General features: G+C 71.7%; 12 protein-coding genes and 1 pseudogene. 5 read left to right on the plus strand and 8 right to left on the minus strand.

Going from position 1 to position 15,689, the window contains the following annotated elements; genetic code table 11:
* Positions 1–4: 4 nt before the first annotated feature.
* On the minus strand, positions 5–2,518 hold the full coding sequence (locus tag ACFU9E_RS23275; RefSeq protein WP_380681804.1) for a phosphoribosyltransferase: 2,514 nt from the start codon (positions 2,516–2,518) through the stop codon (positions 5–7).
* A gap of 64 nt (positions 2,519–2,582) precedes the next feature.
* On the minus strand, positions 2,583–3,794 hold the full coding sequence (locus ACFU9E_RS23280) for an HpcH/HpaI aldolase/citrate lyase family protein (RefSeq protein ID WP_380681805.1): 1,212 nt from the start codon (positions 3,792–3,794) through the stop codon (positions 2,583–2,585).
* Positions 3,795–4,115: 321 nt separating this feature from the next.
* Here ACFU9E_RS23280 and ACFU9E_RS23285 point away from each other — a divergent pair, with 321 nt between their 5' ends.
* Entirely contained in the window at positions 4,116–5,171 is a 1,056-nt protein-coding gene (locus ACFU9E_RS23285; RefSeq protein ID WP_380681806.1) for a TerD family protein, read from the plus strand.
* Between the two features lie 66 nt (positions 5,172–5,237).
* Here ACFU9E_RS23285 and ACFU9E_RS23290 read toward each other — a convergent pair whose 3' ends face one another.
* The gene (locus ACFU9E_RS23290; protein ID WP_380681807.1) at positions 5,238–5,966 is read right to left on the minus strand and encodes a Tellurium resistance; all 729 of its coding nucleotides are present in this window, start codon (positions 5,964–5,966) and stop codon (positions 5,238–5,240) included.
* A 345-nt stretch (positions 5,967–6,311) separates the two neighbouring features.
* Between ACFU9E_RS23290 and ACFU9E_RS23295 the strand changes: the two genes are divergently transcribed.
* Complete coding sequence (locus ACFU9E_RS23295; protein ID WP_380681808.1) at positions 6,312–7,439, plus strand: DUF2637 domain-containing protein; 1,128 nt, start codon at positions 6,312–6,314, stop codon at positions 7,437–7,439.
* A gap of 85 nt (positions 7,440–7,524) precedes the next feature.
* Here ACFU9E_RS23295 and ACFU9E_RS23300 read toward each other — a convergent pair whose 3' ends face one another.
* From ACFU9E_RS23300 to ACFU9E_RS23320, 5 genes are all read right to left on the minus strand, one after another.
* Positions 7,525–8,634 (minus strand): DUF475 domain-containing protein, encoded by a 1,110-nt coding sequence (locus tag ACFU9E_RS23300; protein ID WP_380690179.1) that lies wholly within the window; start codon positions 8,632–8,634, stop codon positions 7,525–7,527.
* 54 nt (positions 8,635–8,688) lie between these two features.
* Positions 8,689–9,264: a TerD family protein gene (locus ACFU9E_RS23305; RefSeq protein WP_380690177.1), complete on the minus strand. Its 576-nt coding sequence runs from the start codon at positions 9,262–9,264 to the stop codon at positions 8,689–8,691.
* Positions 9,265–9,481: 217 nt separating this feature from the next.
* Entirely contained in the window at positions 9,482–10,057 is a 576-nt protein-coding gene (locus tag ACFU9E_RS23310) for a TerD family protein (protein WP_355371002.1), read from the minus strand.
* 172 nt (positions 10,058–10,229) lie between these two features.
* The gene (locus ACFU9E_RS23315; protein WP_380688446.1) at positions 10,230–10,688 is read right to left on the minus strand and encodes a peroxiredoxin; all 459 of its coding nucleotides are present in this window, start codon (positions 10,686–10,688) and stop codon (positions 10,230–10,232) included.
* Between the two features lie 267 nt (positions 10,689–10,955).
* Positions 10,956–11,393, minus strand: a complete 438-nt coding sequence (locus tag ACFU9E_RS23320; protein WP_355371007.1) for a DUF3052 domain-containing protein — start codon at positions 11,391–11,393, stop codon at positions 10,956–10,958.
* 516 nt (positions 11,394–11,909) lie between these two features.
* On the opposite strand from ACFU9E_RS23320, the gene aceE reads away from it, so the two are divergent.
* The 3 genes and pseudogenes from aceE to ACFU9E_RS23335 form a co-directional block, all read left to right on the plus strand.
* Positions 11,910–14,660, plus strand: a complete 2,751-nt coding sequence (aceE, locus tag ACFU9E_RS23325; RefSeq protein WP_380715285.1) for a pyruvate dehydrogenase (acetyl-transferring), homodimeric type — start codon at positions 11,910–11,912, stop codon at positions 14,658–14,660.
* Positions 14,661–14,853: 193 nt separating this feature from the next.
* Entirely contained in the window at positions 14,854–15,294 is a 441-nt protein-coding gene (locus ACFU9E_RS23330) for a nitroreductase/quinone reductase family protein (RefSeq protein ID WP_380715288.1), read from the plus strand.
* 147 nt (positions 15,295–15,441) lie between these two features.
* Positions 15,442–15,689 (plus strand): annotated as a pseudogene (locus ACFU9E_RS23335) (hypothetical protein); the annotation flags it as partial.

The following is a 15,689-nucleotide window of genomic DNA, read 5'->3' on the forward strand; positions in this document are numbered from 1 at the left end:
GGGCTCAGGACTCCTTCACCAGGACGGCCGTACCGGAGGCGCCGGTGGCACCCCGGGTGTAGCGGGGGTGGATGAGGCCGACGCAGGAGTACGGCAGGTCGTCCACCTCCTCGACCGGGACCCCCCGCTGGGCGGCGAGCAGCCGGACGTGGTCGAGGTCGGCGCCGGCGCCGCGACGGGCCAGCACCCGCCAGGGGACGCGGCGCAGCATGACCCGGGTGGTCTCGCCGACGCCGGGCTTGACCAGGTTGACGTCGTCGATGCCGAACTCGGCGCTGATCCGCTCGACGGCGGCCCAGCCGGCCCAGTCGGGGGCGCGCTCGGCGGCGTGCTCGGGGGCGAGGAAGCGTCCGGCCGCCGCGACGGCCTCGGCCCGGACGTCCGCGAAGTGGTCGGCGACGGTGTCCAGGAAGGCACCGGAGACGTCGGCGCCGGCCAGCTCGGTGTAGTGCTTGGCGCCGTGGAAGTCGTCCGGGCCGATCAGTCCGGCGCGCAGCACGGTGCGCGAGACCAGGCCGGAGACGGTCGAGTTGAGGCAGGCGGAGGGGATCAGGAAGTCGTCCCGGGTGCCGAAGGTGGACACGCAGCGGCCGGGGTCGGCGAGGACGGCGAGGCCGGGGTCGAAGCCGGTTCCGGCGAGCGCCTCGGCGAGTTCGCGGGTGATCGCGCCCTTGCCGGTCCAGCCGTCGACGAACACCACGTCGGCCGCCCGGTGGTGGGCGTCGAGGTAGCGCAGGGCGACCGGGTCGATGCCGCGGCCGCGGACGATGGAGACGGCGTAGTGCGGGGCGTCGACGCCGTGTCCGGCGGCGAGCCAGCGGCGGATCAGGATGCCGACGGGCGTGCCGGCGCGGGCCAGCGAGGCGAGCACCAGGCCGGGGCCGCGTTCGCGCAGCAGGGTCTCGGCGACGGTGCCGACGGCGAGCGCGATCCGGCGGGCGGAGGTCCGCAGGGCCTGGTGGAACAGCTCCTGGTACTCGGGGCTCGGCTGGTACTCGACCGGCAGCGACTCGGCGTAGTGGGCGCCGCCGCTCTGCACGGCCTCCTCGCGCTCCTCGGTGGGGGCCTCCAGGGCGACCTCGGAGAGGTCCTTGAGCAGCCAGGCCACCTCGTCGGCCCGGTAGGAGGAGAACGCCGGGCCGTACAGCGGGGCCGGCAGCGCGCCCGGCCGGTGGGAGGGCAGCACGGCGAGCACCACCCGGTCGGTGACGCGGCGCAGCTGGCCGAGCAGGGCGCGCTCGCCGTGGTGCAGGGCCGGGGTGTCGGCGACGTCGTCGACCACCAGGACCACGGTGTCGAAGCGGCGGGCCGGGTCGGCGCCGGGGGCGACGTTGTAGGCGTAGCGCTCGCGCGAGGAGTCGTCGGCCGGGTCGTCGTGGGCGGGGAAGGCCAGCCGGGTGCGGACGGCGTAGCCGGGGTCGTCGACGGCGAGGACGGGCGAGCGGGTGGTGGTCGAGCTGTGGACGCGGTCGGCGCCGCCGGGGAGCCGTTCGGCGAGGGCGCCGGCCAGCCGCAGCGGCGCGTACATCAGCTCCTCGAAGCCGAGCACCAGCACGCGCCCGCCGCCACCGGAGCCCCCGTCGGAGCCCTCACCGGAACTCCCGTCCGCGCCCTCCTCGACGGCGTGGGCCAGTTGCTCGGCGAGGGCCGGCAGCGCCTCCTCCAGCCGCGCCCGGTGCTCGGGGGTGAAGCCGTGCCGTCCGCCGTCGGGCAGCCCGTCCGGCCAGGCCAGGTCGACCCGCACCAGCGGCGCGGCCGGGGCGGCCGGCGGTTCGCACGCCGGTCCGGCCTCGGCGATCAGCCGCTCGGCCCGGTCCAGGATGTCCGCGGGCAGTTCGACGCCGCCGTCGGCCAGCGCCACCAGGTCGAGCCGGACGCCGAGTTCGGCGGCGGTGTCGGCGAGGCGCCGCCGGTCGGCCTCGCCGCGCAGGTCGACCAGGGCGACCACCACGTAGTGCGCGCGCGGGTGGCGGGCGTGCAGGGCGCGGATGGTGTTGAGCACGGTGGTGCCGGTGGAGAACTCGTCGTCCACCAGGACGAGCGGCCCGTCGCCGGCGAGCAGCCCGGGGTCGGCGGGCAGCAGCAGGTGCGAGGTGGCGTGCGAGTGCTCCTCCTCGAAGCCGCCGAGCGGGGCGAGGCCGGGCACCGGGCGGCGGGTGGAGTGCAGGTAGGGGGCGTCAAGGCCGTCGGCGACGCTGTGGCCGAGGCCGGTGGCGGTCTCCGCGTAGCCGAGCACGACGGCGCGGGCGAGGGCCTGCCCGTCGAGCGGGCCGAGCAGTTCGCGCACCCGGCGGCCGAGTTCGAGGCCGGCGCCGTGCACCACGGCGGGACGCTGCGGGACGTGCTTGCCGAGCACGGTGGAGACCAGCAGGTGGGCGCGCTTGCGGTTCTCCCGCAGGGCGAGGCCGACCAGCTCGGGAAGGCGCTCGGAGCCGGTCAGCGCGACGCCGGCCCGCTCGGCGACCCAGCGGCCGGTCCACTCCTGCGCTGCGGTGCGCTCCTGCTCTGCTGCTGTCACGAAGGGGTCCTGCTTTCGGTGGTGCGGTGCGGTGGGCAACGTTCGGAAGGAGGGGGCGGGCCGGTCAGCGGCAGAGGCAGGCCGACAGCAGCTCCGCGAAGCTGACGTCCTCGCGGGCCACCCCGAACACCTCGGCGCGCAGCATCACCCGCTCCGCCCAGGCCCGGTGCGGCTTGGCCTCGTTCATCTTGTTGGTGTACGCCGAGCGCAGCACCCCGCCGCCGCCGCGCTCCTGCTGGAGGATGTCCCGGGCGTCGCTGTACTCCTCGTGCGTGACGACGGAGAGCGCGTGCACCGCGGGGACGTGGCTGGGGTGGATGCAGGTCTTGCCCAACAGGCCGTTGGCACGGTCGAGTTCGATCTCGCGGATCAGCCCGTCGAGGTCGTGCTCGATGATCCGCCGGCGGACCGCCTCACGGGAGGGCTCGGCCTCGGCGAACGGGGTGCGGCGCAGCTGCGGCTTGAACATCCGCTCCTGGACCGGGAAGTACTCCCAGACCGGGCCGGTGACGGTGAAGCCGGTGCCGTCGGCGCGGCCGAGCACATTGACCACGTCGCCGATCACCGAGGCGACCAGGGAGACGTCGTAGGCGGTCAGGTCGGGCGAGCGGCGCAGGCCGTAGGCGGAGCAGAGGTCGGTGACGCCGAGGCGGACGGCGAGGATCCGCTCGCGGTGCTTGTCGAGCAGACGCGCTATGCCGAACAGCTGGTCCCGGCGGGTCTCCAGGTGGGCGAGTTCGGGGGACTCCAGGACGGGCATGGCGAACAGCCGGTGCCCGGTGACGGTGGCGGCCTCGGCGAGCGCCTCCAGGAAGTCCCCGCCGCTCTCCTCGGTGAACTTGGGCAGGACGAAGCCGGTGAGCAGGCCGATCGCCGGTCCGAGCCGCTCGGCGAGGTCGGTGAGCTGGGCGGCGGTCCGCACTCTGATGAAGAGGAGGGGAAGATCCTGTGTGCAGCCGGTGGAGGATTCGGCCGCGTCGACACCCTCCGTGACCTCCGCCCACAGCTCGCCGAGCCGGGCCACCAGGTTGGCCTCGGCGTCCGGCACCTCGTGGTCGGCGATGGCGTCCTCCAGGCAGAGGACCATCGAGACGACCCCCTGCGCGGCCTGTTTGCGGATGTCCGCGCGCAGGGTGGGCCGGGTCGCCGGACTGTAGAGCGTGGCACCCAGCGCGGTGGCCAGCACGGCCGGGTCGCCGTCCGGGGTGAACGCCCCGGGGGCCGCGAGAAAGAGCCGGTCGCGGACGTCGTCGGCAAGGTGGCCGAAGTGGCGCAAGGTGCTCTCCTCAGGAGTTCGGCCGCCGGTCCGGCGGGGGCGGGGAGGGGCGGTGACGAGCCCCGGTGCAACACCCGTTCAACCCGCTCGACGGCCGTGGTGGTTCCCGGCCCGGTTCCGGCCGGTCACCCTCGGCCGCTCCCCGGCGCCTCCCGTCCGCCCATCGTACGGACGGCTCCGGGCACACGCCGGTTCCGCAATGGCGAATTCTCGGAAGGTTACCCTCCACTTCACAAACCGCAAGCGTTGGCAAAGTCCCACCACGGCGCCTCCCCCGGTCACGTTGTCCGAAGGGGTGGCGAACAGGCAGGATGGTCGGCTATGACGCACGTGATGGCCAAGGGCGCCAACATCGCACTGCCGGTGGCGGCGGTCCGCGCCGTGCTGCGCTGGAGCGCCACGCCCGGTGCGCCGGACGTGGACGCCTCCGCACTGCTGCTCGGCCCGGGCGGCAAGGTCCGTTCGGATGCCGACTTCGTCTTCTACAACCAGCCGCGCCACCCGTCCGGACTGGTGCGCCACCTGCCCAAGCAGCAGACCGCCGACGGCGGCGAGATCACCGACACCGTCGAGGCCGAGCTCGGCAAGCTGCCGGCCGACGTCGACCGGGTGGTGCTGGCCGGCTCCTCCGAGGGCGGCTCGTTCCGCGCGGTGGGCGGGCTGCGCCTGCAGCTGTTCGACGCCGCGGCCGGCGAGGGCGCACCGGCCCTGGCCGAGTTCGCGATGGCCGACGGCGACGAGGTGACCGCGCTGGTCGCGGGCGAGCTCTACCGCCGGGCGGGCGTCTGGAAGTTCCGCGCCGTCGGCCAGGGGTACGCCTCGGGGCTGATCGGCCTGGCCACCGACTTCGGCATCACCGTCGAGGACGAGGGCGACGGGGGCACCCGGGCGACGGCGCCCGCCCAGCCCGCCCCGACGGACCCCCGGGCCGCGCTGCCCGACCCCCGGCCGGCCGGCCGCCCCGAGCCGGGCACCTTCACCCTGGCCCCGGCCGTCCCGCAGCCCCAGACCGTCCCTCAGCCGCAAGCCGCCGCCCAGGCCGCCCCGGCCCCGACCGGCGTCCCGGCCAACACGCCTCCGCCGCCGCCCAACCCGCCGACGGTGCCGCCGAACCTCCCGCCGGCTCCGAGCGCGCCGCCGACCCGGCAGCCCGGCTACGGGTACCCGCCGCCGGCCCCGCAGCAGGGCGGCTACGGCTACCCCCAGCAGCCGCCCGCCGCACCGGCCTACGGCTACCCCCAGGCGCCGCAGCAGGGCGGCTACGGCTACCCGCCGCCGAACACCGCTCCCCCGGCGCAGCCGCCGCCGCAGCCGCCGTCCCCCGCCGCCGAGGAGTTCGCCCTGCCCCCGCAGGGCCCGCAGTTCCAGCCGCGCTGAGTCGGCGCCCCCGCCCCGCCCCCGGTCGACCCGAACCCGCACGACCCGGTCCCCCGGGCCGGGGGCTCACTCGGGCTTGTACCCGCGCTGCCACTGCATCCCGAAGCCGTACAGCCGGTCGATGTCCGCCTGGAACCCGTTCACGTAGCGCACCTCGCGCCGCACGGTGAGCGTGTTGTCCCCGGAGTTCTCGATCAGCACCACCGCGCAGGACCGCGCCGCCGGGGCCCGCTCCTCCAGTTTGACCTCGATCCGCGGTCCGGACTGCGGCACGATCGTCACCACCGCGTTGGTCTGGTCGAAGGCGGGCGTGCCGTCGTAGATGTACACGAAGACCAGCAGCCGCTTGAACTGGTCCTTCTTCTCCAGGTTGATGTACATCGTCTCGCCGGAGGGCGCGCCGTACTGGTCGTCACCGCTGAGCTTGACGTACGGCGCGTGCTGGAGGTCCCCCAGGAAGCCGCCGAGCGGCTGCACCACCCCCCGCTTGCCGTCCGTCAGCTCGTACATGCAGGCCAGGTCGAGGTCCACGTTGACCTGCGCGTTCTGTGCGGAGTCCGGCTCCATCGGGCTGAGGATCCGGGGGCTGAAGAACCGTCGCACGGTGTCCCGGGTGGACGCCCGCGGGGCCCCGGCCCTGGTGGTCCAGTGCAGGTTGACGTAGAGGTAGCCGGTGGTCGCCGCCGCCCCGGTGATCGCGTGCTGCGGGGACGACTTGGTCAGGGTGACCTTGAACTGGCCGCCCGTGTCGAGGCTGTTCCGTTCCCCGCGCAGGTACTCCCAAATCGAGGCCATGCCGTCCTCCCCCAGCCCCGCCAGTCGCTCTGACGGTCCGCCGCTCCATGATCGGGCATCAACCCGCCCGCCGGGTACCCGAACTCCCCTACCCACCGCCGCTCCGCGGACACCGGCGGGACACCGGCGGGTCGATTGGCGGGGCGAAGGCCACCTCCCGTACCATGCCGCCCCCTCGGACGCGATATCGTCTAGCCGCACAGGTGTCCCGCCCGTCCCTGTCCCGGGCGCGCCGGGCCACCCGTTCGATCACGACGCTTCGTCAGGCCCGGTCCCGGGGACGGATCCTGACCACCGTGTCGCACTGTGACCTGTCCCCTGCGGAAACCCGAGGCCCGACCCGCAATGAACCTGACCTCCATACAGCTGGTCTGGACCGTCATCGGCGGCGCAGCCCTGCTGTTCACCGCCATCCTGGTGGCGACGCTGCGCTTCAAGAACAACAACCGGAAGCAGGATTCCGGCGACTCCTGGGAGCGCAGCGAGGAGCGGCGCCGGCGCAAGGAGATGATCTACGGGATCTCCTCCTACGTGCTGCTGTTCTGCTGCGCCGGCGTCGCGGCCGCGCTCTCCTTCCACGGCCTGGTCGGCTTCGGCAAGGAGAACCTCGGCCTGTCGAACGGCTGGGAGTACCTCGTCCCGTTCGGCCTGGACGGCGCCGCGATGTTCTGCTCGGTGCTCGCCGTCCGCGAGGCCAGCCACGGTGACGCGGCGCTCGGCTCGCGCCTGCTGGTCTGGGTGTTCGCCATCGCCTCGGCCTGGTTCAACTGGGTGCACGCCCCGCGCGGGATGTCCCACGACGGCGCCCCGGAGTTCTTCTCCGGCATGTCGATCTCGGCCGCGATCCTCTTCGACCGCGCGCTGAAGCAGACCCGCAAGGCCGCGCTCCGCGAGCAGGGCCTGGTGCCGCGCCCGCTGCCGCAGATCCGCATCGTCCGCTGGCTGCGCGCGCCCCGCGAGACCTACGCCGCCTGGTCGCTGATGCTGCTGGAGAACGTCCGCAGCCTGGACGAGGCGGTCGAGGAGGTGCGCGAGGAGCGCCAGGCCAAGCTGGACGCCAAGGTCCGGGCCCGCAGCGCCGACCGCCGCGAGCGTGCCGAGCTGAAGGCCATCTCCCGGCAGTCCGGCGGCATGCTGTCCCGCAACCGCAGCGGACGCCAGGTGCCCGCCCTCGCCTCCGCCGGAGACGGCCCGAGCGCTACGGAGCCTGCCCTAGCCGCCGAGGCAGACGCTTTCTCCACCACCACCGCCTCCGCGCCGGGCTCCCTGGAGACCACCCGCCGCCCGCGCGGCACGGCCGGCAGCACCACCGCCTCGGCTTCCTCCTCGGCCTCCTCGGCCTCCTCGGCCTCCTCGTCGTCCTACCGCAGCAGCTCGACCATCGACCTGACGCCGGACGACGACACCCTGTCGATGCCCAAGCTGGACTCGCTGGAGCGCAAGCTGCGCGCCATCGAGCAGCAGCTCGGCTGAGCACCCGCCCCCGCTCGACGCCGAACGGCCGTTCCCCACTCGGAGGGAACGGCCGTTCGGCGTTGTGCTGTGACGTCCTGCGGGGCTACTGGGCGCTGCCCACCAGCTCCCGTTCGCCGTCGCCGTCGCCCCCGCCGGTACCCTCGCGGCGGTTGCGCAGGATCGAGGAGCCGAGCGCGAGGCCGATGAAGGCGACGCCGATCAGGCCGGTGACGATCTCCGGGATGTGGTACTCGATGCCGACCAGCAGGATCACCGAGAGCGCGCCGATCGCGTAGTGCGCGCCGTGCTCCAGGTAGACGTAGTCGTCCAGGGTGCCCTTGCGGACCAGGAAGACGGTCAGCGAGCGGATGTACATCGCGCCGATGCCCAGGCCCAGGGTGATCTGGAAGATGTCGCTGGAGATCGCGAACGCGCCGACCACGCCGTCGAAGGAGAACGACGCGTCCAGGACCTCCAGGTAGAGGAAGAGGAAGAACGCGGCCTTGCCGCCGACCTGGACGATCGACTTGCCGGACTTCTCCGCCGCCTCCTCCTTCTCGGCCTCCTCCTCCAGGCCCGACTCGAAGATCGAGGAGAGCCCGTTGACCGCGAGGTAGGTCACGAGGCCGAGCACACCGGCGAGCAGGACCGTTTCGGCGTGCTCACCCGCGAAGAAGTTGGACGCCAGCAGCAGGGTGACCAGGGCGACGACCGTCGAGAAGGCCTCCAGCTTGCCGACCTTCTCCAGCGGGCGCTCGATCCAGGCCAGCCAGTTGTAGTCCTTCTCCTCGAAGATGAAGTCGAGGAAGATCATCAGCAGGAAGACGCCGCCGAAGGCCGCGATGGCCGGGTTGGCGGCCTCCAGGTACTGGCCGTACGTGGAGCCGTTGTAGGTCTTGTCGCTGTTCAGCGCGAGGTCGATGACCGTCGCCGGGTTGAGGTGCGCGGTGAGGCCGACGACCAGCAGCGGGAAGATCAGCCGCATGCCGAACACGGCGATCAGCACACCGACGGTGAGGAAGATCTTCTGCCAGTACTGGTTCATCCGCTTCAACACCGTGGCGTTGACCACCGCGTTGTCGAACGAGAGGGAGATCTCCAGGATGGAGAGGATCAGCACGATGCCGAATCCCTCCGCCCCCCAGAGCAGGCCTGCGGCGATCAGTCCGAGAACGGTGATCGCGAATGACCAGCCGAATGTGCGGAGGAACACGGGACTTGGTTACCTTTCGGATTCAGGGCGCGACGATCATGGCGATCGCGGCCATTACTGTACGTTTACGCCGAAATCGAGAGCAATGCCCCGCAGACCGGACGCGTAGCCCTGGCCCACCGCGCGGAACTTCCACTCGCCCGCGTACCGGTACAGCTCTCCGAAGATCATCGCGGTCTCGCTGGACGCGTCCTCGGTGAGGTCGTAGCGGGCGATCTCCTGGCCGTCCACCGAGTTGACCACCCGGATGTACGCGTTGCGGACCTGGCCGAAGTTCTGCGACCGGTTCTCGGCGTCGTAGATGGACACCGGGAAGACGACCTTGTCGACCTGCGGCGGCACGAGGTCCAGGTTCACCAGGACCACCTCGTCGTCGCCGTCGCCGTCACCGGTGAGGTTGTCGCCGGTGTGCTCGACCGAGCCCTCGGGGCTCTTGAGGTTGTTGTAGAAGACGAAGTACTCGTCACCCAGAACCCGGTTGTTCGAGCAGAGCAGCGCACTCGCGTCGAGGTCGAAGGGCGCGCCGGTCGTCGACCGGGCGTCCCAGCCGAGACCGATCTGCACCTGCGTCAGGTTCGGTGCGGCCTTCGTCAGCGAGACGTTGCCACCCTTGGCGAGCGTGACACTCATGGCTTGTCCTTCCTCCCATGCCTCCCGGGGCGCATCTCAGGTCTATTCCCCCGCGGCCCCGGCCGGCCCCTTCCGGCCGGCTGAACTTTCCTGAACTCCCATCCTTCCAGTGGTCCGGGAACGACGGAACGGCCGGGGCGGCCGCCGACGCCCTCGCGTCCGCGGCCGCCCCGGCCGTTCGTACCACTGCTGCGGGCCGTCACCGGCCCCGCCCGACTCAGACGTTGACTCCGAAGTCCTGGGCGATGCCGCGCAGGCCGGAGGCGTAGCCCTGGCCGATCGCGCGGAACTTCCACTCGGCGCCGCTGCGGTACAGCTCGCCGAAGACCATCGCGGTCTCGGTGGAGGCGTCCTCGGTGAGGTCGTACCGGGCCAGCTCCTTGTTGTCGAGCTGGTTCACCACGCGGATGAACGCGTTGCGGACCTGGCCGAAGTTCTGCGACCGGTTCTCGGCGTCGTAGATGGACACCGGGAAGACGATCTTCTGCACGTCGGCCGGCACGGTCGCCAGGTTGACCTTGATCGCCTCGTCGTCGCCCTCGCCCTCACCGGTGAGGTTGTCACCGGTGTGCTCGACCGAGCCGTCGGGGCTCTTGAGATTGTTGAAGAAGACGAAGTTGCCGTCCGCGCCGACCTTGCCCTGGTCGTTGCAGAGCAGGGCACTGGCGTCCAGGTCGAAATCCGTGCCCGTCGTGGTGCGGACGTCCCAGCCGAGGCCGACCACTACGGCGGTCAGGCCCGGGGCCTCCTTGGTGAGCGAGACATTGCCGCCCTTGCTCAGGCTGACACCCACTTGTCCTCCAAGATTCGGGAGGCACTGCTCGGTGCCCCCGTGGTGCGGTCCGAGGCTCCGACGGCGCACCGTCCGAGCCTCTGACCAGCCAACGAGCCGATCGTAGTGCGGGGTTCCCGTCCGCGCCGGGGAACCGGCCCGAAGCGGGCGGGGCGAAGCCCGCGGGGACGTCTCAGAGGGCGCCGAGCGCCGCCAGGTACTCCTGCTCGTCCCGGGCGTCCGGCAGGCCGTTCACGACGCTCCAGCGAACCACGCCGGCCTTGTCGATCACGAAGGTGCCGCGCACCGCGCAGCCCTTCTCCTCGTCGAAGACGCCGTAGGCGCGGGAGACCTCGCCGTGCGGCCAGAAGTCGGAGAGCAGCGGGAACTCCAGGCCCTCCTGGTCGGCGAAGACCCGCTGGCTGAAGGGCGCGTCGTTGGACACGCCGAGCACCTGGACCTCGTCGTTCTGCAGCCGCGGCAGCTCCTTCTGGATCGCGCAGACCTCGCCGGTGCAGACACCGGTGAACGCGAACGGGTAGAAGACCACGACGACGTTCTTCTCGCCCCGGAAGTCGGAGAGCCGGACCGACTCGCCGTGCTGGTTCCTGAGCTCGAAGTCCGGAGCCTCGGTGCCGATCTCGATGGCCATGCGGGGACCTTTCCCACTCGACGCGACTGGGCCGCGCGGGTGGCGCGACGAGCGCCATCCTCGCATTCACCGGCGGCGGCTGGTCCGGACGGGTGAGGGCTGCGCCGCCCGGGGCCACCGCTTTCGCCCTGGGCGAACGGTTCGGCCGTCCGGGCGCCCACTGCCGGCGCCCGGGCGACGGACCCGGACGGCGGGGCCCGCCGGAATACGACCGGGCCCCGCCGGAGGATGCTCCGGCGGGGCCCGGTGAGGCCCGTCAGGCGGCGCTCAGCGCTTGCTCTGCTTGGCGGTCGACTTGGTCGCCAGGCGGGTCGCGGCCCAGTCCTTGGCGATCGCGATCGAGCTGGTCTGGGAGAGACCGGAGGTCTTCGCGGCGTCGGCGATGTCCGAGGCCTCGATGTGGCCGTCGCGGCCCGTCTTGGGCGTCAGCAGCCAGATCAGGCCGCCCTCCGCCAGGTATTCCAGGGCGTCGACGAGGGCGTCGGTGAGGTCCCCGTCGTCGTCGCGGTGCCACAGCAGGACGGCGTCGGCGACGTCGTCGTAGTCCTCGTCGACGAGATCCGTCCCGGTGATCTCCTCGATGCCCTCGCGGAGGTCCTGGTCAGTGTCTTCGTCGTACCCCAGCTCCTGGATGATCTGGCCTTCTTCGAAGCCGAGACGAGCTGCCGGGTTGGACTTGTCCGCGGGGTCCGCGGTCGCGCTCACGGGAATAACCTCCAGTATTCGGCCCGGCGTCCATGCCGAGGCTGTGGCCGTAGTCCACACGGGCGCGGCGGTTCGCGCAAGTACCCGACCCCCGATCCCCTCCAAAGGTTGACGTGTCGCGCCGGGACACGCCGGTCGACGTGTCGGGAATCACACCGATTTGCCCTTCTCTGCATGGGACAAGGATGCTTCGGGAGGTCCTGGTCCACAGGCCGTACGCACGCCCGAGATGCGAACGGCATTCGGGTCCGCGCGTGCGCGGGCGTAGAGTCTCCTGTTGGCCCTCACCCCGGCCGTCCGCCATCGGACGGGCGGGAAACCAGGTCGGACCACCTCTGTTCGTAACACCCGGGGGTGCGCGGCCCGGACAACGCTGTCCGAACCGCACATCACCAGACCGCTCCTTCTGTCAGGGAGAGCGGTTACCGATCGGTAGAGATGACGGATCTCCGAGCGCGGTAGCACGATGGAGGCGGCGCGACACACCTCAGTTTCGACCGACAGTGAAGGAACAGCGTGGCTTCCGGATCCGATCGCAACCCGATCATCATTGGCGGCCTTCCGAGTCAGGTCCCGGACTTCGATCCCGAGGAGACCGCGGAATGGCTGGAGTCGCTCGATGCGGCCATCGACGAGCGGGGGCGTGAGCGTGCCCGCTACCTGATGCTGCGGCTGATCGAGCGCGCCCGCGAGAAGCGTGTCGCCGTGCCCGAGATGCGCAGCACGGACTACGTCAACACCATCGCCACCAAGGACGAGCCGTTCTTCCCCGGCAACGAGGAGATCGAGCGCAAGATCCTGAACGCGACCCGCTGGAACGCCGCGGTGATGGTCTCCCGGGCCCAGCGCCCGGGCATCGGCGTGGGTGGCCACATCGCCACCTTCGCCTCCTCCGCGTCGCTCTACGACGTCGGCTTCAACTACTTCTTCCGCGGCAAGGACGCCGAGGGCGAGTCCGGCGACCAGATCTTCTTCCAGGGCCACGCCTCCCCCGGCATCTACGCGCGCGCCTTCCTGCTGGACCGGCTCAGCGAGCAGCAGCTCGACGCCTTCCGCCAGGAGAAGTCGAAGGCCCCGTACGGCCTCTCCAGCTACCCGCACCCGCGGCTGATGCCGGACTTCTGGGAGTTCCCGACCGTCTCGATGGGCCTCGGCCCGCTCGGCGCGATCTACCAGGCCCGGATGAACCGCTACCTGGAGCACCGCGGCATCAAGGACACCTCCGCCTCGCACGTCTACGCCTTCCTCGGCGACGGCGAGATGGACGAGCCCGAGTCGCTCGGTCAGCTGTCGCTGGCCGCCCGCGAGGGCCTGGACAACCTGACCTTCGTGGTCAACTGCAACCTGCAGCGCCTCGACGGTCCGGTCCGCGGCAACGGCAAGATCATCCAGGAGCTGGAGTCGCAGTTCCGCGGCGCCGGCTGGAACGTCATCAAGCTGGTCTGGGACCGCAGCTGGGACCCGCTGCTCGCGCAGGACCGCGACGGCGTCCTGGTGAACAAGCTGAACACCACGGTGGACGGCCAGTTCCAGACCTACGCCACCGAGTCCGGCGCGTACATCCGCGACAACTTCTTCGGCGGCGACCTGCGGCTGCGCAAGATGGTCGAGTCGATGACCGACCAGCAGATCCAGCACCTGGGCCGCGGCGGCCACGACCACCGCAAGATCTACGCGGCGTTCAAGGCGGCCCGTGAGCACAAGGGCCAGCCGACCGTCATCCTGGCGCAGACCGTCAAGGGCTGGACGCTGGGCCCCAACTTCGAGGGCCGCAACGCCACCCACCAGATGAAGAAGCTGACGGTCGAGGACCTGAAGCGCTTCCGCGACCGGCTGCACCTGCCGATCACCGACAAGCAGCTCGAGGAGGGCTACCCGCCCTACTACCACCCGGGCCGCGACTCGGAGGAGATCCAGTACATGCACGACCGCCGCGAGGAGCTGGGCGGCTACGTGCCGACCCGCAAGGTGCGGCCGCGCAAGCTGGAGCTGCCGGGCGACGACGCGTACAAGGCGGTCAAGAAGGGCTCCGGCAACCAGACCATCGCCACCACCATGGCGTTCGTCCGGCTGCTCAAGGACCTCATGCGGGACAAGGGGATCGGCAACCGCTTCGTGCCGATCGCGCCCGACGAGTACCGCACCTTCGGCATGGACTCGCTGTTCCCGTCGGCGAAGATCTACAACCCGCTCGGCCAGACCTACGAGTCGGTCGACCGCGAGCTGCTGCTGGCGTACAAGGAGTCGCCCACCGGTCAGATGCTGCACGACGGCATCTCCGAGGCCGGCTGCACCGCCTCGCTGATCGCCGCCGGCTCGGCCTACGCCACCCACGGCGAGCCGCTGATCCCGGTCTACGTCTTCTACTCGATGTTCGGGTTCCAGCGCACCGGCGACCAGTTCTGGCAGATGGCCGACCAGCTGGCCCGCGGCTTCGTGCTCGGTGCCACCGCCGGCCGCACCACGCTGACCGGTGAGGGCCTGCAGCACGCCGACGGCCACTCGCACCTGCTGGCCTCGACCAACCCGGGCGTCGTCGCGTACGACCCCGCGTACGGCTTCGAGATCGCGCACATCGTCCAGGACGGTCTGCGCCGGATGTACGGCTCCAGCGAGGAGCACCCGACCGGTGAGGACGTCTTCTACTACCTCACCGTCTACAACGAGCCGATCAAGATGCCGGCCGAGCCCGAGAACGTGGACGTCGAGGGCATCCTCAAGGGCCTGCACAAGTACGCCGCCGGCACCGCCGGCCAGATCCCGGCGCAGATCCTCGCCTCCGGCGTGGCCGTGCCGTGGGCCCTGGAGGCCCAGCGGATCCTGGCCGAGGAGTGGAACGTCAAGGCCGACGTCTGGTCCGCGACCTCCTGGAACGAGCTGCGCCGCGAGGCGGTGGAGGCCGAGGAGTTCAACCTGCTGCATCCCGAGGAGCAGCAGCGCGTCCCCTACGTCACCGCCAAGCTCCAGGGCGCCGAGGGTCCGTTCGTCGCGGTGTCCGACTGGATGCGCGCGGTGCCGGACCAGATCGCCCGCTGGGTGCCGGGCCAGTGGCAGTCGCTGGGCGCCGACGGTTTCGGCTTCGCCGACACCCGCGGTGCGGCCCGTCGTTTCTTCCACATCGACGCGCAGTCCGTCGTGCTGGCCGTGCTCACCGAGCTGGCCAAGCAGGGCAAGGTCGAGCGCAGCGTGCTGAAGGACGCGATCGACCGCTACCAGCTGCTCGACGTGGCGGCGGCCGACCCGGGCGCCGCGGGCGGCGACGCCTGATCCGGTAGCCGGAACCGGTCGTACCACCGAGGGGCCGGTCCTCCCGCCGTGTGCGGGAGGACCGGCCCCTCGGCCATTCCCGGCGCGACCGCAGCCTTCCGGCGTGACTCCGGTCACACCGACTTGAATCTCACACCGGTGTCAGCTCCTAGGCTCGTCCCGACGAACCGGACCAGCCGAGAGGGCCACCGACATGAACGCCGCCCACCCCCAGCCCGCCGCCGGCGGCAACGACTACAACCGCCAGGTGATCGCCGAGTTCCGGGCGGCCGAGGGCGTGGTCGGCGGTGACTTCGCCGGCAAGACCCTGCTGCTGCTCACCACCCGCGGCCGGCGCAGCGGCGAGTCCCGCACCACCCCGCTGGTGTACCTGAAGGACGACGGGCGGGTGATCGTCTTCGCCCTGAACGGCGGCGCGCCGGCCGACCCGGCCTGGTACCGCAACCTCGCCGACATCCCCGAGGTGACCGTCGAACTCGGCCCCGACACCTTCGCCGCGCGGGCCGTTCCGCTCGACGCGGGCGAGCACGAGGCCGTCTGGGCCCGGCAGATCGCGGTGGAGCCGCTGTTCGCGGAATTCCGCGCCCGAACCACCCGTGTGGTGCCGCTGGTGGAGCTGCGCCCGGCCGGCTGAGCCGGGACGGCGCCGAGGACGGTGCCGGTTCCCTCTTAACCTTCCCGAGAGTCACGCTTAAGGTGTCTTTCCAGGGGGCGAGGGGAGGGGGCCGGTATCGTGCGCGGACCGAGGACGGGGGCCTTCCCCCTGGCATTGCTGGTCGGGGTGACGACCGGCGCCCTGCTGTCCCAGTTGCTGCCCGCTCCCGAGGAGCTCGGCGGGCCGTCGGTGGCCCTGCCGGCCGCCCCGGACCGGGGACTGGTCGACCTGTTGCCGGGGCCGGCGGCCCCCGCACCCGCACCCGGCGCGCCGTCCGGTGCCGACCCCGGCGCCGGCACGCCGCCCGCACCCGCCGACCAGGGGGCCGGCGCCGGGGCGTCCGCGCCCCCGGCCGCCCCGTCCGGGCCCGGCCG

It is taken from the genome of Kitasatospora sp. NPDC057595, from assembly GCF_042800875.1.
Taxonomy (GTDB): Bacteria; Actinomycetota; Actinomycetes; order Streptomycetales; family Streptomycetaceae; genus Kitasatospora.